This window comes from Paenibacillus sp. J31P316 (assembly GCF_056269105.1).
Map to the genome: position 1 here is coordinate 749,261 of NZ_JBWDNI010000003.1, position 22,009 is coordinate 771,269.

Sequence of the window (22,009 nt, forward strand, 5' to 3'; positions counted from 1 at the left end):
GACTAGCTTCTAGGCGAGAGGTATGATAGATTTTGGTGGATAGCATAATTATAGGGGCAGCTGCAATTGCAGGCTGCCAGTTCATCCAAGCCGGGAGGTTATCTTATGACCGCTGCACCATACCAAGGATTGAATGCGCTTTCCGAGCCCGGGGCTTTCACCGAGCTGGATCGTTTTATGTTTGAATCTTGGGGATATCTCGTGATTCCGGGCGTATTGTCAGCCGAGCAAACGCAGGCTTGCCTGGAAGCCGCGGTCCGTCTTCATGAGCAAGAGGGCACGACGGGCTGGGCACAGGTCGGGCGCGGCTTCGAGACGGAGCAAGCACTCGAGGATCTGATCGATCATCCTGCCGTTCTGCCGAAGGTGCGGGCGCTATATGGCGACCGGTTCATTCTTCAATCCGCCTGGTGCACGAAGCAGCCGGCGTTCGGCGGCTTCGGCGGCTGGCATCAGGACGGCTCGGGCGCCTATGATTTCAAGCAGCTGTCGTATCCGATTCCGCTGCTGCAGCTGCGCGCTTCGTATCTCTTGACCGACCAATCCTTGCCGCGGATGGGCAATATGGAGATGATTCCGGGCAGTCATAGGGCCCAGGTGCCCCTCCCGGCGGATATTCGGCGCGACAAAGGCGACTTGCCGATCGGGCAGGTCATCTGCGCGCCTGCCGGTTCCGTGCTGCTGTTCCACAATGCCGTATGGCATCGCACTTTTGCCCACGATGGCGATTATGACCGCTATACCGCGCATTATATTTACAGTCCGCCATGGGTTCGGTTCTCCGACCGGTTCGCGAACGACAAGGACTACTTGGCGCGCACGACGCCCGTACGCCGCTACTTGGCGGGAGAATTCGAGCGGCCTGACGCGCCGTTCGGGGCCGGGTATCCGGCCAAGGCGTTCGAGGACGATTAATTAACGCATAGGACCGCGCTCATGTTTTGGAAGAAACCCGCTTCAATCGGCGGGTTTCTTTTTTCGTCAGACCCGGCTCTATCCTGTGCGGAAGGTGGGAAATAATAACTTTTAAAGGAGACAACTTCTTCCTTTCCGGTTTATAATAGAAAGTAATGAATGCGTTTACATTCATGCCTATGCACCTTCCCGCGTTCAGATCTCAACCTTCACAAAGGAATGATGACGCTTGAACCGTACTTGGATGCACAAAATGATATGGTCCTATCTGCCAATCTTCTGTCTCCTCTTTTCCTTCCTCTTCTTCGTCTTCTTCCAAACGCTCGTCCAACAAAATAACCGCAACACGAAGGAATCCAGCGAAGTCTTCGTGAATCAGCTGCTTCAATCCGTGGACGTCAGCCTGCGTTCGCTCGACAATATGTTGATTCGAGATTTCGTATCCAATAAACTGCTCACCGATTTCTTTCAGGAGCGGGGCAAGGATAACGTATACCTCAACTACCAGATCGTGAACCAAATGCAACTAATGAAGCAGGCGATGCCGATGATTGATTCTTACTATCTGGTGCGCTACAAAGACGGCATCGTGTTCAACGGCAATACGAAATATATGGACCTGTTCGCCGACATCGACTTCATCCGGAGCCAGCAGCATAGGAAGGCGACCTATATCTCGACATGGAGCGCTTTTCGTCCGTACAGCGAATTCCCGTCCCAGAAGCCGAAGGATGTCATCAGCCTGGTCCATAACGTGTCGTTCAGCAGCAGCAAGGATGGCATGATCGTCGTCAATATCAGCCTGGCTTCGCTTCGCGCGATGATGCGCGAGATGTACGAGCCAGGGCAAGCCTTCGTCCAGCTGTACGACAATGAAGGCCAGCCGCTGTTCAAGCAGGACGGCGACACGGGCAAGCGAAAAGTGTTGGCCAGTCAGACTTCGTCGTACACCGGGTGGACTGCGGAGAGCGGCATCACGAACGGGCGGACGGGCGAGCTGATCTCCAGCCTGTCGAGCGTATGGCTGGTGCTTGGATTGCTCAGCTTCGTAGCCGGAGGAGCTTCGATCGTGTATGTGACGCGCAAGAACTATAAGCCGATCGAGGATCTCGTCTTTCGGATTCAAGATCAATTCGGCACGGGCAAGACGAAGCTCGGAAGGCTGGCCGTGGATGAATTCACGTTCATCGAGACGGCGATCAACAATTTCGCCGAGCAGACGGAGCTGTTCCGGAAGGAAGCCCGCGAGACGGCGGCCCGCAAGCAGAAGTCGCTCTTCCGCGAGCTGCTGCTGCCCGCGGGCGAGCAGACGGAATGGCTGGAGCCCTCCTTGCTGCCCCCGCATGACAGGCTGAGGGTGTTCGTCCTCGAGATCGATCATCCGGAGCAGCTGTTCAACCACTATAAGGTTCACGACCAGTCCTTGTTCAAATTCGTCATCAGCAGCGCGTCCCATGAGCTGCTCGCCGCGCAGCCCGATGTCCAAGTCTGGCTGGAATGGACGTCGCCGCTGCAGATGACCGGCATCGTGTTCATGAATGCGGATGCCGAGGATACCGCTGCGGAGACTGCCGCTCACATCACCAACTGGGTAAGCCAGCACTTGGCGTTCTCCGTGACGATCGGCCTTGGAGAGACCGAGGAAGCGGGAGCAGGGGGCGGCGACTCGAACAAGCAGGCCCAGAAGGCTTTGTCCTATAAAGCGACGCTCGGCCACAACCGCGTCATCGGCGGCATGGATATGGAGACGCAGCAGACGGATAAGGCGACCAACAAGCATCTTCAGGCGATCCATCTCCTGATTCGGCAGCTTCGGCTTCACGAAGAAGAATGGCAGGATAGCTGCGATCATTTCTTCGCGGGCATGCGCGGCTGTCGTCTCACGAGGAGCGAAATCGCGGAGCTGTGCCGGTATTTCGCGGCGCATATGGATGTGCAGCTGTCGGAAGCTTCGAAAGAATACTATGAATACTGGGTGAACGAGACGGCGCCGCCGCTTCGGCAGACCATCGAGGATTTCGATACGCTCGAGGAGCTGCAGCGTCTATTCGTCGGCATCTTGGCACGGTTCGCCGGACAGATGGAACGGCTGCAAGGCAGCCGCCAGCATCATCAGCTGCTGCAGGAGATCAGAACCTATATCGGACTCCATTTTGCCAATCCGGAGCTGTCGCTTGAATACCTCGGGGACAAATTCGGCCTGAACGCCAAATATATCAGCCAGCTGTTCAAGGAGGAATTCGGCGAGAATTTCCTGGACTATCTGACCCAGCTGCGCATCATGGCCGCGAAGAAGCAGCTGCTCGAGCAGCCGGACTCCATTCAGGAAGTCGGCGAACGGGTAGGGTATGTCAGCGCCGCGACGTTTCGAAGGGTGTTTCGCAAGGTAGAGGGATTATCTCCGGTCGATTACCGCAAGCGCAACGCGATGTGAAAAGCAAAAGAAGCAGCAGCGAGACGCGCCGGCTCGCTGCTTGGGGTTTAAAGACGGCGTAAAGGCCTCACGCAGGCAGAAACATGCTGCCTGCGTGAGGCCTTTTTTGCGTTATCGCGGGAGGGGAAGGTCAGCGGTTCGATCCTCTCCGACGGATGAGTCCACTTTTACCGAACCTAGGTATCGGTATTGCGGCTTGCCGCCCCCAGAGCCCCGCTGCGGAAAGCTGCGCGCCAGCCGAAAATTGCGCGCCGATCGCCGCCAGCCCAGGCGCGGCGCGGTCGCGGAAAAATGATCCAGCCGCGGATTAGTGGCCGTTGTCCGTTCGTTCCCGTTCCATTATCGTGAGATTCAATCAGACCGTTGGAAGCGAAAGCATCGAATGGAGCAATCTGAACGAATCATTCCGATCCGCTAATCAAGGCCGACACCGATTGAAGGGAAGTGAGAGACGACATGCCGTCCACTACGGGAGTACTCGCCAAGAAGAACGCCCAGTCGCCCGTCCGAGGCAGCTCGCTCATGCTGAGGGACAGGGGGAAGAAAATCAAGCGGCACTGGCAATTGTATTTGCTCGTTCTATTGCCGGTCGCTTACCTCATTATTTTCAAGTACATTCCGATGTACGGCGCGCAGATCGCGTTCCGGGACTTCAGTCCGGTTCGGGGCATCACGGGCAGCGACTGGGCGGGGATGAAGCATTTCTCGACCTTCTTCCAGTCCCCGAACTTCTGGATGCTGATCAAGAACACGCTGGTCATCAGCATCTACTCGCTGATCATCGGCTTTCCGGCACCGATCCTGCTAGCCCTCGCGCTCAATGAAGTTCGCAGCATGCGCTTCAAGCGAACGGTGCAGATGGTCACCTTCGCCCCGTATTTCATCTCGACGATCGTCATGGTGTCCATGATCATCTTGTTCCTGTCGCCAAGGCTCGGCTTCGTCGATCATTTGCTGAACGCGTTCGGCATGGAATCCGTCAATTTCATGGGCATCCCCGACTATTTCAGCAGCATCTTCGTCTGGTCGAACGTCTGGCAGGGCATCGGCTACGGCGCGGTCATCTATCTGGCAGCACTCTCCGGCATCAACGTCGATCTCTATGAAGCAGCGAGGGTGGATGGGGCTTCCCGTCTGCGAAAGGTATGGCATATCGATATTCCAGGCATCATGCCCGCCGCGACCGTGCTGCTCATTCTGAATGTCGGCCAGATCATGAACGTCGGGTTCGAGAAAATCTACCTGATGCAAAATCCGTTGAATACGAGCACTTCGGAAGTGATCTCGACGTACGTGTACAAAATCGGTTTGCTCGGTGCCAACTTCAGCTTCTCGGCAGCCGTCGATTTGTTCAATTCGGTCATCAATCTCATTCTTCTGATCAGCGTCAATTACGCAGCAAGACGCATATCCGAGAGCAGCTTATGGTAGGAGGCGTTCACCGATGACACGCACGAATGCAATACGAGAATCCTTTGGCGACAAAATCTTTCTGACGCTGGTGTACGCTTTCCTGGCCGCCGTGCTGCTGGTCGTCATTTACCCGCTGCTCTATATTCTCAGCTCCTCGTTCAGCTCGCCGCAGGCGGTCATCAGCGGCAGAGTGTGGCTGTTTCCGGTGGACTTCAGTCTGGCGGGCTACCGGGCGATATTCTCCAATCCTCAGATCATGACAGGCTATGGCAATTCCTTGTTCTACACCGTCTTCGGTGTGCTGATCAATGTCAGCCTGACCGTCATGATGGCCTACCCGCTCTCGCGATCGACGTTCTACGGCCGCAGCGTTCTGATGGGCATGTTGGTGGTGACGATGATGTTCAGCGGGGGACTGATTCCGTATTACCTGACGGTGAAGAACCTGCATCTCCTCGATACGCGATGGGCCATGCTGCTGCCGAGCGCGATGGCGGTCTGGCAAGTCATCATCGCCAGAACCTTCTTCCAGTCGAGCATCCCGAAGGAGCTGGGCGAAGCGGCCGAGCTCGACGGCTGCAGCGATCTCGGATTCCTATGGCGCGTTGTACTGCCATTGTCCAAGCCTATCCTGGCGGTGCTCGTCCTCATGTATGCGGTCAGCCAGTGGAACGCCTACTTCGAGGCGTTGATTTTCCTGAAGTCGCAGAACCTGTTCCCGCTTCAGATCATCCTGCGGAACATTCTCATTCTCAACTCCATCGACTCCAGCATGATGGTCGATGCGAATAAAATGGCGGCCATGCAGGGACTGCGGGATTTGCTCAAATTCTCGCTCATCGTCGTGGCCACGGTACCGGTGCTCGCGATCTATCCGTTCGTGCAGAAGTATTTCGTCCAAGGCATCATGATTGGCTCGCTGAAGGGGTGATAGGTTCTGATTGGCATGGAGGTGGTGCCGCTGCCTGTGGTTGAAAACGATTGCAACATGATGGGCTGCAAGATCGAAGCATGATACGATGGAAGATACAAGGAGGCGTCTGGATTGAAGATGAAGAATAGCATGAAATGGCTTGGCTTGATTCTAGCGGTCGCGCTGATCGTAACCGGCTGCAGCAATGACGGGGGCACTAACAACGGGGGATCGAACGCGGGAGAGAATAACGGCGACGGCGCAAGCAGCGGGAAGACGGTCACGCTGGACACTTACGTCAGCGTATCCCCGCGGATCGAGGATATCAACACCAACGACGTCACGAAGGCCGTCGAGAGCAAGCTGAACATTAAATTCAAATTCGATGCGACGCCGAGCGCCAACGCCGCGGACAAGAAGAAGCTGATCATGGCGAGCGGCGATTATCCGTCCATCTTCCTGTCCGGCGACTTCACGCAAGCCGAGCAAATCTCCTACGGCAAGCAGGGCATTCTGCAGCCGCTTAACGATCTGATCGATAAATACGGCAACGAGATCAAGCGCGCGTTCGCCGAGGACAAGGACCTGCAGGCGGCGATCACGGCGCCGGACGGCAACATCTATGCGCTCCCGCACATCAACGACTGCTTCCACTGCTGGTATTCGCAGAAGCTGTGGATCGACAAGACATGGCTGGATAAGCTGGGCTTGAAGATGCCGACGACGACCGACGAATATTACGAAGTGTTGAAGGCGTTCAAGACCAAGGATCCGAACGGGAACGGCAAGGCGGATGAGATTCCGCTGTCCGGCGCGTTTAATACGTGGCACGGCATTCCGTCCGACTTCCTGATGAATTCATTTATCTACGATAATAACGAGGATTTCTTCTTCATGAAGGACGGCAAGGTACAGCTCGCGGCCAATCAGCCGGAATGGCGGGACGGGCTGACGTACATCAACAAGCTGTTCAGCGAGGGACTCATCGATAAAGAAGCGTTCACGCAAAATAACGATCAGATGGCGCAGGTCGGCAACAGGGAAGGCGACAACGTCAGCGGCAGCGTGACGGCCGGCCATATCGGCATGTACTTCAGCTTGGTCGAAGGACAGAACCGCCATAAGGAATACGTGACCGTGGCGCCGCTTACCGGCCCTGGCGGCGTGGCTTATGCGGGCTATTACAAGGCATACGGCAACGGGCAGTTCGCCATTACGAACAAAGCTTCGGAGGAGCAAGCGATCGCGGCGATCAAAATGGCGGATTACATGTACTCCGAAGAATTCGCGATCATGAACGAGTACGGCCTGGAAGGAAAATACTGGACGAAAGCGCAGCCGGGCGAGAAGGACGTGCACGGCAATCAGTCCAAGTACACGCTGAAGCCGGAATATTGGAATTTGAGCACGACGTTCAACGACAACTGGGATCAAATGGGCATTACGAGAAGGACGCGCGCGATCCGCGAATCGTGGACGGCGCCGGCGGATATGTTCTCGCAGCAGGGCTACGAGTTCCGGCTCTTCACGGAGACGGCCAACAATTACGAGAACAAGCAGCCGGAAGAAACGTTCCCGTTGACGATCTTCATGGACGAGAGCGAAGCGAACGAAGCGATCATGCTGCGCACGCAGATCAACGAATATGTCCGCTCCAACATGGCGCAGTTCGTGACGGGTTCCAAGAAGCTGACGGACTCGGAATGGGACAGCTACGTGAAGGGCTTCGACGGATTGAATTTGAATAAATATTTGGACATTTACCAGAAGGCGTACGACAAGCAGAAGGCGAAGGCTTAACCAGGCCGATATGCGTGCATGAAAATAATCTCTCCCGCCCATCTTAGTCAAGATGGAGGTGAGCGAATGACAGGCAGGAACAACAAGCCGAAGCGCAGAGGTCCCGAATCGCATCCGAGCCGACTCGATCAATACGGCGAGCGGCTGTCGGAAGATAGCGGGAACAAGCCGCTGCAGGCGGATAACGGCAAGAGCAACTGAGCGATTGCAACGAGTTTCTATTAGAAAGTGTAGAAAGCGGCGTCGTCCAATCGGGCGGCGCCTTTTTTGGCAGTTGGAGCGGACGCTCCAGAATCCTTGCCCTAGGATCTAGAAGCATGAATCGAGGCCATGGAATATATCCCCAAGTCGGATGGCAGTTTTGACCATTCGCGAACGGGGTATCCTGTTGACGTGGGCATGAATGGGAAACCATGTCCGCTGAACGAAAAATCGGTCGCCGGAGAGGATCCTATGGAATTATTTCTAATCGTGCTCGTCTTGCTGTTGCTGCTCGCCTTATCGCAGGTCGTGCAGCGCATGCTGCCTTACGTCCCGCTGCCGGTCCTTCAGATCGCGCTCGGGGCCGCCGTCGTGTATTTGCCGTGGCATGGCAAAATTTCCTTGGAGCCGGAGCTGTTCTTCATCTTGTTCATCGCCCCGCTGCTGTTCAATGACGGGAAGCGGACGCCGCGCGACGAGCTGTGGAAGCTGAAGCTGCCGATCCTGCTGCTTGCCGTCGGTCTCGTATTCGTCACCGTCATCGTCGGCGGCTATTTCATCCACGCGCTGATTCCCGTCATTCCGCTCGCGGCCGCGTTCGCTTTGGCCGCGATTTTGTCGCCGACGGACGCGGTGGCCGTTGGCGCCATCGCGTCAAGGGTCAGGCTGCCGGCGAACATTCATCGCCTGCTGGAGGGCGAGTCGCTGATGAACGACGCCTCGGGCCTCGTCGCGTTCAAATTCGCCATCGCCGCGGCGGTGACGGGGACGTTCTCCGTCTGGAACGCTTCATGGAGCTTCCTTGTCATCTCGCTTGGCGGCCTGCTGCTCGGCGCGGTGCTGGCGCTTGCGATCATTTGGTTCCGGATGGCGCTCCGCAGATTCGGCATCGAGGATGCGACGGTTCACGTGCTCATCCAAATCGTCACGCCGTTCATCCTGTTCTACGTTGCGGAGCATATCGGCGTATCCGGCATCCTGGCCGCGGTCGCCGGCGGAATCATGCATGCGATCGAGCAGGATCGTTCCGGCTTCACGACCATCGAGCAGAAATTCGTATCCGAAATCACGTGGAACGTCATTTTATTCATTATGAACGGACTGGTGTTCGTTCTGCTCGGCCTGCAAATTCCGGATATTCTTCACAGCATCTTCAGCAGCCGATCCTACAATAATCTCAGCGCCATCATCGATGTCCTGCTGATCTACCTGCTGCTGATCGCCCTGCGCTTCGCGTGGCTGACGTTATCGGCCTGGCTGTTCGAATCGATCGGGAGACGGAGACAGGATTGGCGGGCGATCATTCTGACGTCGATGTCCGGCGTACGGGGCGCCATTACGCTTGCGGGCGCGTTCACGATTCCGCTCGTACTCGGCAGCGGCGAGCCGTTCCCGGGGCGGGATCTCATGCTCTTCCTCGCGGCGGGCGTCATCATGGTCTCGCTCATTATCTCCAGCATCGCGCTGCCGCTGCTCGCGGATGCGGCCGATGACGACGAGGCGATAGATCGGGAGCTCGAGCTGCGGGTGCAGAAGGAAGCGATCAAAGCGGCGAATCAGGCCGTCCGGCTGGCCATCGACGACGGCAATTCGCGCTCGGCCGCGATCGTCATCTCGGACAACGATCAGCGCCTATCGGACATCAAGCGGACGCAGTACGAGATGCAGTCGCGTCAATCCCGCACGGAGGAGATGCATTTGCGCCAGCTGGGCATCGCCGAGGAGCGCAGATGCGTGCAACTGCTGCAGGAGCGGGGAGAGATCGAAGAGCAGGAGGCCGCCGTCCTGGATAATATTTTCCGGAACATCGAGATGGTCGTTTCGAATCGATTTCATATTTTCTACCTGCTGCTCTATTCGCTGGTGAATCGGGTCGTGACGTTCTTCTATCCGGCCAAGCGCAGAGCGTTCGACGCCTTGAAATCCAAGGATCGCAAGTCGTTCATTCGGATGCGGATCGCGACGGCCGCATACGCGCTCGACAAGCTGCAGGTCAGCCAGGACTGCGGAGATACCGTCCTGAACCGGGTATGCGGGCATTACAAGCAGATGATCAACATGCTGAACAACCGGCTCGCAGAGCCGAATCCGGACGACATCGTCGAAGAGCAGGTGCATATGCTGCGGATGCTGTCGCTCCGGGCGGAACGCGAATCGCTGCAGGAGCAGTACCGGCAGGGAATGATCGGGCGGAAGCAGCTGAGCAAGCTGCAATTCCAGATCAGCATGCACGAGGCGGAGGTGCTGGACGGCAACTGGGGGAACTTCCTTCAAGCATGATGCCGCCAGCGCGGTTCCGCAAGAATAATACCGTATTCGGGGTATCCCAACGTCATGGATGATGGTGACGGGGATACCCTTTTTGTTTTCTGATTCTAACAACAATAATGTATTTAAATTCGCTAATTATATATTGTATAACGATAAAAAATATGATACATTCAGCTTAAAATCATTGATAAGCGAGGGAGTTTGCATGGAACGAGGGACAACGCTCTTTTTGAAGGCAACACTGATTCTGCTTGGCATTCCGATTCTTGCCATGTGCATATTTTTGGTTCCTCCGATCGCGAATTATGCGGTAGAATTGTATCCGGGTCACGGATATTTGAGAGTGCTCATTTACATCGATCTGTACGCGTCGGCGATCCCTTTTTATTTGGCGCTGTATCAATCGTTTCGCCTGCTAAGCTATATCGATAAGAACATCGCCTTCTCGGACTTATCCGTCCGCGCGCTGAAGAATATCAAATCCTGCGCGATCGCATGCAGCATTTTGTACGTGCTCGGCATGCCGCTCTTCTACTTGTTCGCGGAGAGAGACGATTCCCCGGGCGTCATCGTCATCGGGATGCTGCTGATTTTCGCATCGCTGGTCATCGCCTTCTTCGCTGCCGTTCTTCAAAGGCTCCTGAAAGAAGCAATCGATATAAAATCCGAGAATGATTTGACGGTCTGAGGTGAAGAACATGGCAATTATAATCAATATTGACGTGATGCTGGCCAAACGGAAAATGAGCGTAACCGAGCTGTCGGAACGAATCGGCATTACGATGGCGAACCTTTCGATCTTGAAGAACGGCAAGGCCAAAGCGATCCGGTTATCGACATTGGAGGCGATTTGCAAAGCACTGGATTGTCAGCCGGGCGATCTATTAGAATACAAGGGTGACGAAACCTAGCAGATCAAGAGGAGGAACGTACGAACTTATGCCTACGACTCAAGAAGAGAACACGTCGGTACCGCGCACAGTCATCAGTATTCTGGAAACAATCGACGTCGCGACGGGCGAACGCGAGACGCTGGCCGAATTCGATCATCTGATCGAGGCTCCGAACTGGACGAGCGACGGGAACCGGCTCATCTATAACAGCGGGGGACGACTCTATTCGTTCGAGCTTGCGACAAGCGAGTCCACGGTCATCGACACGGGCTTCGCGATTCATTGCAACAATGACCATGTCCTGTCGCCGGATAATTCGCGCATTGCGGTCAGTCACCATACGAAGGAGGACGGTCAGTCGCGCATCTATGTTCTTCCGCTGGCAGGTGGCACCCCAACGCTGATTACGCCGTTGGCGCCGAGCTACTTGCACGGCTGGTCTCCGGGTGGCAGGACGCTGGCTTACTGTGCCGCACGGAACGGACAATACGATATCTACGTCATTCCGGCAGAGGGCGGCGCTGAAACGCAGCTTACGGATACGCCGGGACTCGACGATGGACCGGAATATTCGCCCGACGGCCGATCGATCTGGTTCAATTCCACCCGAAGCGGGCTGATGCAGGTGTGGCGCATGAACGCAGACGGCAGCGAGCAGACGCAGATGACGTTTGACGAAAGCAACAGCTGGTTCCCGCATGTGTCGCCGGACGGCCGCAGCGTCGCTTACATCGTCTACCGCAAGGGCGACGTTGAACCGGGCGACCATCCGCCCAACAAGCAGGTCGAGCTTCGGCTGATGTCGAGCGAAGGCGGAGAATTCCGGAGCTTGGCGCGGCTGTTCGGAGGACAAGGGACGATCAACGTGAATTCGTGGTCGCCCGACAGCCGCCGGCTCGCTTTTGTCAGCTATCGGTTTCGGGAGTAGAAGAAGGTTGGGCAAGACGAAGGCGGTTAATAAGAGCGCGGTCGTTCGCTGCAGGCGGGCGGCCGCGCTTTGTTTGCATGCGGGAGGACTGAAATCATCGTGAATACGATCATTAATCGCCGTATCACTAGTTTAAGGGGTGAACATCTCAGCTTTATTAGGTTGCGATTCCGTCCTTAATCGATGAGAATGGGAACCACAACGACGAAGGGAGGACTATGAGGAGACAGCACGGACAGGTGCGCAAGAAGCAGCAAAGGAACAGCATCCCAGAACGGACTCGATGGATTGTCGCGCTATCCAAACGAAAAGGAGCAGTGAACATTCATGCGCAGAACGGGAATCATGCACAAGCCGCTATTTATCATGATCATGAGCTTCCTGATTGCCTTGGGCAGTCTGCCTTTGGCCAATCATCAGGTATCCGCCGCGACGACGTTCAGCAGCGTCACGCTGAACACGACGACGCCGGCGATGTACGACAAGTTCGAAATCGCGTTTAACTTAAGCTCTACGTATACGAACCCCTTCAATCCCGACGAGGTCAGCGTGAGCGCGATGTTCACGACGCCTTCGGGCGCCGTCGAGACCGTTCCGGGCTTCTACAAGTCCGACTCTTCGCCCAAATGGGCCGTCCGTTATTCCCCAAGGCAATCGGGCGTTCATAGCGTCGTCCTGAGCGTCACGGACGCAAGCGGTACGGGCACGTCTTCGGCGTATACCTTTACGGCAGGCGGACCCGGGAACAACCGCGGCTTCATGACGGCGCAGGGCGACCGCTTCGCCGACAGCTTCGGCTCCCAGCTGACGCTTCTCGGCACGAACTTCGCTTGGAACAATACGTCCGACCCGGTCGCGGTCACGACGGAAATTCCGAATTTGAAGCCTGCCAAAATGAACCTTCTCCGCGTCTGGTACTCCTGCTGGTGGAGCAGCTTCGCGCCGGAGTGGGGGCCGATTACCGCCAACGAAGCAGGACTGACGATTCCTTATCAGGGCATCGGCAAGTATCAGCTGGATAATCAGGCCCGCGTGGATCAGATGCTTGATACCGCGGCAGCCAACGGCGTGTACATTATGCTGACGATGAACAGCTTCGGCGACATGTACTATCAATGGAACGTAAACGCTTACAACCAAGCGAACGGCGGTCCGTCCACGTATTCCGAGAACAATGCGGACTTCTGGACGAATCCAACTGCGATCGCGTACCAGAAGAAGCTTCTCCGCTACATGTTCGCGCGTTTCGGCTACAGCCGCGGGCTCGGCATGCTGGAATACTGGAACGAATCCGATAACCGCGTCGACACGACGCCGGCCATTCGCGCCAGCTGGCACGCGACGATGGATAACTACTGGAAGAGCCTCGACTTCTATCATCACCCGACGACGACGAGCTTCGCATGGAAGGACCATGCCGGCTCCGGACAGCAGTCGTGGGAGACGTTGACGACGCTCAGCGCGACGAACGTGCACCGGTACGACTCCAGCGCGGGCGTCGTGGATGCGTGGGAGCAGCAGATCGACAACCTTCATACGCTGGCGCCGAACAAGCCGGCATTCATCGGGGAGGTCGGCAAAGTAGATACGGATCAGACGACGGATCCGACCATCGACGAGTATATGCATAACTCGCTGTGGGGTCCGATCTTCCGGGCCGGGGCAGCGGGCGGCAGCCTGTGGTGGATTTTCGAAACCGGCTTCGCGCTGCCGTCGAATTTCAAAACAATCTATACGCAGCTCGCCAATTTCGTGCAGCCGGAGGAGGATCATCTCATCAGCATGCCGTTCGTGGACTACGGCCTGCAGTCGAACAGCACGAAGGTCGGCGGCTTCAAGGACAATTCCCGCGCGTACCTGTGGATCAACGACACGCAGGCCAACCACACGGTGACGAGTCCGAGAACCGTCAGCGGCATGAGCTTCACGATTCCAATGCCGAACAACTACTACAACGTTGCCTATTATAATACGTACACGGGCACATATGGCGCGACGACCAGCATTCAGGCGACTGGCGGCAATCTCGTATTGAACAACGTGCCGGCCTTCAGCCGCGACATCGCGGTCAAAATTGAATGCGAAGGCTGCAACGCGCTGGATACGACGGCGCCGACGGCACCGACGAACCTGGCGTCGCCTTCGAAGACGGATACGACGGTCAATCTGTCCTGGTCCCCGGCGACGGACAATGTCCGCGTAACGGACTACGACGTCTACAGCGGCTCCACGAAGATCGGCTCCACCGGCGGCGCGACGACGTATACCGCAACCGGGCTGACGGCAAGCACGGCATACAGCTTCACGGTTAAGGCGAAGGACAATGCCGGCAACGTATCCGCGGCAAGCAGCGCGCTGAGCGTGACGACCAATGCGCCGGATACGACGGCTCCGACGGCGCCTTCGGGACTGACCTCGCCATCCAAGCTGGATATCTCCGTAAACCTGTCGTGGACGGCATCGACGGACAACGTCGGCGTGACAGCTTACGATATTTACCGGAACGGCTCGCTTGCGGGCACCGTCAGCGGCACCGCGACGACGTACACGGATACGGGGCTGACGGCGCTGACGACCTATTCCTACTATGTAAAAGCAAGAGATGCGCGCAGCAATACATCGGCGGCCAGCGGCACGATCAGCGTGACGACGCTCGCTCCGATTCCGGTCAACAAGCTTCAGAACCCCGGCTTCGATACGAGCAACAGCAATGGTAAGCCGGATCTGTGGGTTTGCGAGAACGATTATTTCTGCTATCGCGATACGGCGGTTAAACGCAGCGGCACGGCCTCGATGAAGATGACGGGCGACAGCGGCCCGTGGCTCGGCTTCTATCAGGATGCAGCGGCGACGGCGGGAACGGCCTACACGTTCGACGGCTATTTCAATTCGTCGGCGAACAACGGCGCGACGATCGAATTCCGCCTGCGCTTCCTGGATGCATCGAATAACGTGCTGCAAGACAATCTGCTCTCGACGCAGACGGGCAACAATACCGGGTTCGCCAATGTCAACGGTACCCGGACGGCGCCAGCAAGCACGGCGAAGGCGCGCGTCTATATCTACATGAAGGATCTGCGCGGCTCGTTGTATTTCGACGATTTCTCGCTGACGACGGACGGCAGCGGCGGTACGGCGGATACGACGGCACCTTCGGCGCCGACAGGCTTGACGTCGCCATCGAAGACAACGACGACGGTCGACTTGTCGTGGACGGCATCCACGGATAACGTGGGCGTAACGGGCTACGATATCTACCGGGGCACGACGCTGGCCGGCTCTACGACAGGCGCGACGACGTTCCAAGCCACAGGCTTGACGGCAAGCACGGCGTACAGCTTCACGGTCAAAGCGAAGGATGCGGCGGGCAACGTCTCGGCCGCCAGCAGCGCGCTGAGCGTGACGACGAACGCGGCGGCGGACACGACGGCACCGTCGACGCCGACAGGCTTGACGTCGCCATCGAAGACAACGACGACGGTCGACTTGTCGTGGACGGCATCCACGGATAACGTGGGCGTGACGGGCTACGATATCTACCGGGGCACGACGCTGGCCGGTTCTACGACAGGCGCGACGACGTTCCAAGCCACAGGCTTGACGGCAAGCACGGCGTACAGCTTCACGGTCAAGGCGAAGGACGCGGCAGGCAACGTCTCGGCAGCGAGCAGCGCGCTGAGCGTGACGACGAACGCGGCGGCAGACACGACGGCACCGTCGGCACCTACTGGATTGACGTCGCCTTCGAAGACGTCGACGACGGTTAACTTGTCGTGGACGGCATCGACGGATAACGTGGGCGTAACGGGCTACGACATCTACCGTGGTTCGACGCTGGCAGGCTCCACGACAGGCGCGACGACGTACCAAGCGACGGGCCTAACGGCAAGCACGGCGTACAGCTTCACGGTCAAAGCGAAGGATGCGGCGGGCAACGTCTCGGCCGCCAGCAGCGCGCTGAGCGTGACGACGAACGCGGCAGCAGACACGACGGCGCCGTCGACGCCGACAGGCTTGACGTCGCCATCCAAGACGTCGACGACGGTCGACTTGTCGTGGACGGCATCGACGGATAACGTTGGCGTAACGGGCTACGATATCTATCGTGGATCGACGCTGGCAGGCTCCACGACAGGAGCGACGACGTTCCAAGCGACAGGCCTAACGGCAAGCACGGCATACAGCTTCACGGTCAAAGCGAAGGATGCGGCGGGCAACGTCTCGGCGGCCAGCAGCGCGCTGAGCGTGACGACGAACGCGGCTTCGGGCAGCGGCAATCTGCTGACCAATGCCGGCTTCGAGACGGACGACGGCAACTACCGGCCTACCGCTTGGACTTACGAGCAGGATTACTACGTCTCGCGCAACACGTCGACTTATCGCTCGGGCTCCGCGTCGATTCGAATCAATGGGGACACCGGGCCATGGTTCGGCTGGTACCAGGACGTGAACGCGACGGCCGGAACGTCCTATACGTTCGACGGTTATGTGAATATCACTGCGAACACGGGCAGCACGCTTCAGTTCAAAGTGCAGTTCTACGACGCCTCCGGCAATCAGCTGGCCGATAACACGATCACGACGTACAACGGGACGACGACCTCCGGGTTCGTGAACGTACATGGAACGTATACCGCCCCGGCGAATACGGCTAAAGTTCGAATCTACACGTATTTCAAAGACATGCGGGGCACGTTCTTCTTCGACGATTATTCGTTGACGAGCGGCAGCTAGGGCAAGATTGAATATGGGAAAGGCGGTCCCTCTGCGGGCCGCCTTTCTTGTTGTTCGGGATCATGCAGCCCGGCAGAGGCTTGCATCGCCGGACGGAAGCGTCCACAATGGGAGACAGAGTATATTGGCAGACTTGTCCAACCGCGGCTGGCGGGGAAATATCCATTCACGCATTGGAGGCTGATTCAAAATGAAATTCGTAGTCGCAGGCGCAAGCGGCGTGATCGGCAGGTCGCTGATTCCGCTGCTGATCGAAGCAGGACATGAAGTCGTGGGCATGATTCGTAATCCGGAGCATGCCGCGGTACTAGAGCAAGCAGGAGCGAGATCAGTCATTGCGGATGTTTATGACCGGGATGCCGTATTTGCCGCGATTCGCGATGCGAAGCCCGATGCCGTGATTCATCAGCTGACCGCGCTCGGGGAGAGAAACTTCGCGGACAATGCGAGAATTCGCAGGGAAGGAACGCGCAATCTGGTGGATGCATCGCTAGCATCGAACGTCCGCCGTATGATCGTGCAGAGCATCTCGTGGGTTTATGTGCCGGGCGATGAACCGGCAGTGGAAGCGGATCCCCTCGATCTGGAAGCGCCGGATCCGCGGGGAATGACGGTTGGCAGCGTCCATAGCATGGAGGAGGCTGCAGCCGAGCTGCCGGAGTCGGTTATCCTGCGCTACGGTTTGCTGTACGGCGAAGGAACCTGGTACGCTGCCGAAGGTTGGATGACCCAGCAGGTGCGGGAGGGGAAGGTGCCCGCAACGGCCGGCATCAGCTCCTTCGTCCATGTTGACGATGCAGCCCGCGCTGCCTTGCTGGCGCTCGAATGGCCGTCGGGCATCTATAATATCGTCGACCATGAACCTGCTGCCGGCACCGAGTGGCTGCCTGTATATGCGGACTTGGTCGGCGCGCCTGCGCCGTCTGTTCAGCAGGGCGGAAGCGCGGGGTGGGAGCGTGGTGCGCTGAACGGCAAGGCGGTTCGGCAAGGCTGGCGGCCGCGCTACGGCACATGGCGTGAAGGGTTTCCGGCTGTGCTCGGCGGGAAACGGGAGAGCTGAATTCGGATGCTATGGCTGTCAACTACGATTAAAACGCAAAATGCCCTTCAATCCCACAAGAAACGTGGAATTGAAGGGCCTTTGCTCTTGTTCATCTTAGGCGTGTCGGCTTATTTCTTGCCGTTCGCTTTCAGCCACTCGTCAAGCTGCTTTTGGTTCTCTGCCGTTTGCTTATCGACGCCGGCTTTCTTCAGCGCGGCTGCATATTTCGGCAGTACCTTGGCTGGATCGACGGAGCCGGTTGTCAGCGCCTTGCCGTACTGTTCGGAGACGGCGAAGATGTTGACGGATTCCGTCTTGTAAGGCTCGATGTTGAAGTTGAAGCCCGATACTTCAGGGCGTTTGGCCGTTTCGTTCAGCTGCTTCGTGCGCTCCCATGTATCCGGTGCTTGACCTTCCTTCAAGTAACCGATCAGGACGTTACCGAATACCCAGCCTTGGTCGCCTTTGTAGCCGCCGTCTTGATTGATTTTGATCGTGTTGTCGCCGACCATCGTGTAGTGTTTGTCCTTGATGCCGAACGTGATGAGGTTGAAGAGCTCCGGATCCGTTGCCGTCAGCTGCAGGAATTCCAGTGCTTTCTCAGGGTTCTTCGACGTACGGCTGACGGAGTTCATCGTCGCGCGGACGCCCGTGAATTCAGGCTCGGAGACGCGGACGTAGACGACGTCGTTGTTGCCGAAGCGTTTCTTGTCGTCGGCTTCGCCGCCCGGTTTCATGGTCGTGTTCCATTCCACGGCGACTTTGCCCGTGTTCAGCAGCGCTACCAGTTGATCGCCTTTAATCGTTGCGGCATCCTTGTAGATGTAGCCGGATGTATACCATTTGCGCATCGTGTCCAGGAACGTTTTGTATTCCGGTTTGTCGATCGTATCGATGATTTTGTATTCCGGATCGCCGATCTTATATCCTTGTGCGGCATAGCCGTATTGACGGCCGAAGTCGAACATGTTGGACGTATTCGCGATCGGGATAATGTCCGGCTCGTTCTCGTGAATCGTTTTGAGGACAGGTTCGATATCCAGCTGCGTTTTGATGCTGTTCACGTCGATGTTGTATTTGTCGATGAAGCGTTTTTGAATCGCGAAGCCTTCGGCTTTAGCGGCGATTTGCATGTTCGGCACGCCGTAGATTTTACCGTCGACGCGGGTGTCATCCCAAGCGATTTGCGGAATCGCGTCCTTCAGAGCAGGCGCGTTGGCGAGCAGATCGTCGAGTGGCAGGAGTGCGCCTTTGGCCACTTTGTTGTCGTAGTCGCCGCCGCCCCAGTTGGATGTCCATAGGAGATCGAAGCTTTCGTTGGCTGCCAGCATCGTGTTGATTTTATCTTTGTAGCCTGCTTCCATAACCGGTTTCAGCTTGATCGTGGCATTGATTTTCGGTTTGATGTACGCGTTGATCGCATCTTCGACCGCTTGCTGGTCGGCAGGCATTTCGTAGACGATGTAATAGTACGTCAATTCGACGGGCGGTTCTTCTGTCTTGGCAGGCTCGTTCGCAGGTTCGTTGGTGTCGTTCGTCGCGGCTGCGTTCGTGTCTTTATTCGCATTGTTGGCCGGTGCCGGCGTATTTTCGCCGTTTGCGGTATTGCCGCCGTTATTGTTATTGCCGCAAGCGCTTACCAAAAGCATGATCATCAGGCTGGCCAGCACGAGCGGGGCCATAGAACGTTTCCAAACTTTCATGGATAGACCTCCTTGGTAATGGTTAAATGGTTCTTTATCTATTTCAACGCTAATGCCGGCAGAAATACTATTTCAACGTAACCCCCCTTTATTCCTAGGAGCCGGCATTAGATATGAAAACGGAATTTGGCTGTCGGTTACCCTTTGAGTGAGCCGACGGTTAAGCCTTTGACGAAATACTTCTGGAAGAAAGGGAAGATACAGACCATCGGGCCGCCGGCCAGAATCGCCATCGCCATGCGGGCGGATAATGACGGGAACTTGCTGACGTCGATTCCGAACTGGCTCGAGAAGTCGCTGCCGCTCGTCAGGAACTCCAGCTTTTGCAGCATGCGGACGAGCAGCAATTGAATCGGTATAAGCTTCTCGTTATCGATATACAGCAGGGCCGGGAACCAGGCGTTCCAGAAGCCGAAGGAGAGGAACAGCCCGAGCGTCGCGAGCGCCGGCGTCGACAGCGGCAGGACGATCGTGAAGAAAATGCGGATTTCCCGCGCGCCGTCTATTTTGGCGGATTCGATGATTTCGAACGGCACTTTGCTCATGAAGCCTTTCATGACCAGGATGTAGAACGGCGATACGAGGAACGGAAGAATCATGCTCCATATTGTATCGTCCAAATGCAGGTATTGTTTGATGAGAATGTAAGAGGGTACGAGTCCCCCGTTGAACAGCATCGTGAAAAAGATGAAGAAGGAGGTCGGCCCCCGATAGCGGAAATCGCGGCGCGACGTGACGTAGCCGAGCATGGCCGTGACGAGCAGCGACAGCAGCGTGCCGATGACCGTCGTCATAATCGTAATCCCGTAGGCGCGGAGCAGGATGGTCGGCGCTTCGAATATATACTGGTAGGCTCTGACCGAATATTCGCTCGGAAAGAACTGGTAGCCGTGCTCGACGATCGACGATTCCTTCGTAAAGGATATGGCGATAACGAGAATGAACGGAAGGATCATGGCGAGCGTAATGCAAGCAAACATAATATGCGACAGCAGGTTGACGAGCGAAAAAGGTTCCTTACGCGTACCGGTTTCCCTGACGGATCGAGATTTGGCCGACAGCGCTTGCGGCGTCGTGTTCATGATGGCGGTGCTCCTTTCTAGAAAAGCGAATTCTCGTCGTTGATTTTGCGGACCACGAAATTGGCTGCGATGACGAGCACGAGTCCGACGACGGACTGGTACAAGCCGATGGCCGTTGACATGCCGATATCGCCGTTGACCCGAAGCGCCCGATACACGTAGGTGTCGATGATGTCGGTTGTCGGAATCGTCATTCCGGAGTCGTTCGGGATGAAGTAATGCAAGCCGAAATCGCCGACGAAAATATGCCCAATGCTCAGGATCAGCAGCACCGTGATCAACGTGGACAGCAGCGGAAGCGTGATTTTCGTCGCCATTTGCCAGCGGGACGCGCCATCGATTTTAGCGGCTTCGTAATACTCCTGGTTGATTCCCATGATGCCCGCGAAGTAGACGAGCGTGGAGAAGCCGATGTTCTTCCATAGATAAGCGGAAATCAGAATGTACGGCCATGGTGCGGTTTCCAGATACCACATATGCGTCGAGAAGCCGAGCGCTTCCAGCACTTTATTCAAGTAGCCGTTCTGAGTGTCGAGCAGCGCTAGCGCGAGGTAGCCGACGACGACCCAGGACAGGCAGTACGGAATGAACAGCGCCGTCTGGTGGATCCGCAGCCAGCGTTTGCTCATCTCGTTCATTAGAATGGCGAACAGAAGCGCGATTACCGTCGTGAGAATCATGTACGTCAGACCGTACGCGACCGTGTTGCGTGTGATGAGAGCAGCCGTATCCGAGACGAAGAAAAATTTGAAATTGTGGAAGCCGACCCAAGGGCTGTCCCAAAACCCCAAATCGTACCGGAAGTCCTTAAATGCAAGGACGACTCCGAACATCGGCAGGTAAGCGAATACGAGGATGAGCAGCGCGCCCGGCAGCAGCAGCAGGAGCAGCTCCGAGTTTTTCTTCAGATGGTACCATTCCGATCGTGGCTTGCGTTGTTTGATCATGCCTTTACCTCCGGGGAAATACTGGACGGTGTCCGTGAACCCATCATGGCATCGGGGCGGCTGTGGCGACAACTGTGGAAACGTCAAATTCGTCCGCGGATCACTATGATTTTTGCGATTGACTGCTCAGAATGCGAAGAATAGGTGATTCATTGGTCCTAGAATGGGGTATAGCACGTAACCTGAACGTGGTGAGGAGGTAGCTGAGGGTTTGGAAGGTCGTCATTTAAGCGACTGCTGAGACTGCTTAAATGCTCGCTAAATCGGCGGAGACGGGGATTGAAGGAGAGAAAGGGGGGATTAGAGTTCTAAGCGCAGCGAGGTTAGAGATCGTGAAGGAACTTCCCGCAGTTGGAAGACTTCTTCCAGCAACTGCAGGCGCGGGGCTTGTCTTCGCGGGCTCAGTTTGTATTTTGTACAACAAAATCGGGGTCGTTCGGAGGAATAGCTTCGAAATACATACAACCATGTTGACGTAGAAGCGTGCTGCGAGCCGATTATAGCGGCGAGTCTTGTACAACATGCACAGATCCTTCGGATGACCTAGGAGCATAGCCTTATATAGTGAAGAATGCGCAGCTTTCCGGTACCCTTGATAAGCAGGCGCATCCGAAACTTCGACAAAATCGGCCATGGTGGCTAGTCAGCGCAAGGCATGCTGACTGTGCTTGACGGTCAGGGAATTTGCGAGCGGCGGCCAAGAGCAGACGCGCTGCCACGAACAAACGCAAAA

At 56.5% G+C, this 22,009-nt stretch carries 15 protein-coding genes; 12 read left to right on the top strand and 3 right to left on the bottom strand.

Features of this window, described 5'->3' with window-relative positions; genetic code table 11:
• Window positions 1-105 precede the first annotated feature (105 nt).
• The 12 genes from AC0YNU_RS14235 to AC0YNU_RS14290 all read left to right on the top strand — a co-directional run bounded on the left by AC0YNU_RS14235 (window position 106) and on the right by AC0YNU_RS14290 (window position 17,562).
• A complete protein-coding gene (locus AC0YNU_RS14235; RefSeq protein WP_475757516.1) occupies window positions 106-915 on the top strand; it encodes a phytanoyl-CoA dioxygenase family protein in 810 nt (269 codons plus the stop codon).
• 229 nt (window positions 916-1,144) lie between these two features.
• On the top strand, window positions 1,145-3,349 hold the full coding sequence (locus tag AC0YNU_RS14240; protein WP_475757518.1) for a helix-turn-helix domain-containing protein: 2,205 nt from the start codon (window positions 1,145-1,147) through the stop codon (window positions 3,347-3,349).
• Between the two features lie 456 nt (window positions 3,350-3,805).
• Window positions 3,806-4,780: an ABC transporter permease gene (locus AC0YNU_RS14245; RefSeq protein ID WP_475757521.1), complete on the top strand. Its 975-nt coding sequence runs from the start codon at window positions 3,806-3,808 to the stop codon at window positions 4,778-4,780.
• A gap of 13 nt (window positions 4,781-4,793) precedes the next feature.
• Window positions 4,794-5,693: a carbohydrate ABC transporter permease gene (locus tag AC0YNU_RS14250; protein ID WP_475757523.1), complete on the top strand. Its 900-nt coding sequence runs from the start codon at window positions 4,794-4,796 to the stop codon at window positions 5,691-5,693.
• A 114-nt stretch (window positions 5,694-5,807) separates the two neighbouring features.
• Complete coding sequence (locus AC0YNU_RS14255) at window positions 5,808-7,475, top strand: type 2 periplasmic-binding domain-containing protein (protein WP_475757525.1); 1,668 nt, start codon at window positions 5,808-5,810, stop codon at window positions 7,473-7,475.
• Window positions 7,476-7,541: 66 nt separating this feature from the next.
• Entirely contained in the window at window positions 7,542-7,676 is a 135-nt protein-coding gene (locus tag AC0YNU_RS14260) for a hypothetical protein (RefSeq protein ID WP_475757527.1), read from the top strand.
• 252 nt (window positions 7,677-7,928) lie between these two features.
• Window positions 7,929-9,956, top strand: a complete 2,028-nt coding sequence (locus tag AC0YNU_RS14265; protein WP_475757529.1) for a Na+/H+ antiporter — start codon at window positions 7,929-7,931, stop codon at window positions 9,954-9,956.
• A gap of 196 nt (window positions 9,957-10,152) precedes the next feature.
• Entirely contained in the window at window positions 10,153-10,635 is a 483-nt protein-coding gene (locus AC0YNU_RS14270; RefSeq protein WP_475757531.1) for a DUF2975 domain-containing protein, read from the top strand.
• A 10-nt stretch (window positions 10,636-10,645) separates the two neighbouring features.
• Complete coding sequence (locus AC0YNU_RS14275; RefSeq protein WP_475757534.1) at window positions 10,646-10,858, top strand: helix-turn-helix domain-containing protein; 213 nt, start codon at window positions 10,646-10,648, stop codon at window positions 10,856-10,858.
• 28 nt (window positions 10,859-10,886) lie between these two features.
• Window positions 10,887-11,768: a TolB family protein gene (locus AC0YNU_RS14280; protein WP_475757536.1), complete on the top strand. Its 882-nt coding sequence runs from the start codon at window positions 10,887-10,889 to the stop codon at window positions 11,766-11,768.
• 327 nt (window positions 11,769-12,095) lie between these two features.
• A complete protein-coding gene (locus AC0YNU_RS14285; RefSeq protein ID WP_475757538.1) occupies window positions 12,096-16,502 on the top strand; it encodes a fibronectin type III domain-containing protein in 4,407 nt (1,468 codons plus the stop codon).
• 190 nt (window positions 16,503-16,692) lie between these two features.
• Window positions 16,693-17,562 carry an NAD-dependent epimerase/dehydratase family protein gene (locus AC0YNU_RS14290; protein ID WP_475757540.1) on the top strand — a complete coding sequence of 290 codons (870 nt, stop codon included), beginning with the start codon at window positions 16,693-16,695 and terminating at the stop codon, window positions 17,560-17,562.
• Between the two features lie 110 nt (window positions 17,563-17,672).
• Here the strand turns inward: AC0YNU_RS14290 and AC0YNU_RS14295 are convergent, their stop codons facing one another.
• From AC0YNU_RS14295 to AC0YNU_RS14305, 3 genes are all read right to left on the bottom strand, one after another.
• Window positions 17,673-19,247: an ABC transporter substrate-binding protein gene (locus AC0YNU_RS14295; RefSeq protein WP_475757542.1), complete on the bottom strand. Its 1,575-nt coding sequence runs from the start codon at window positions 19,245-19,247 to the stop codon at window positions 17,673-17,675.
• Window positions 19,248-19,384: 137 nt separating this feature from the next.
• Entirely contained in the window at window positions 19,385-20,227 is an 843-nt protein-coding gene (locus AC0YNU_RS14300) for a carbohydrate ABC transporter permease (protein ID WP_475757980.1), read from the bottom strand.
• Between the two features lie 119 nt (window positions 20,228-20,346).
• Window positions 20,347-21,276: an ABC transporter permease gene (locus tag AC0YNU_RS14305; protein ID WP_475757544.1), complete on the bottom strand. Its 930-nt coding sequence runs from the start codon at window positions 21,274-21,276 to the stop codon at window positions 20,347-20,349.
• Window positions 21,277-22,009 lie beyond the last annotated feature (733 nt).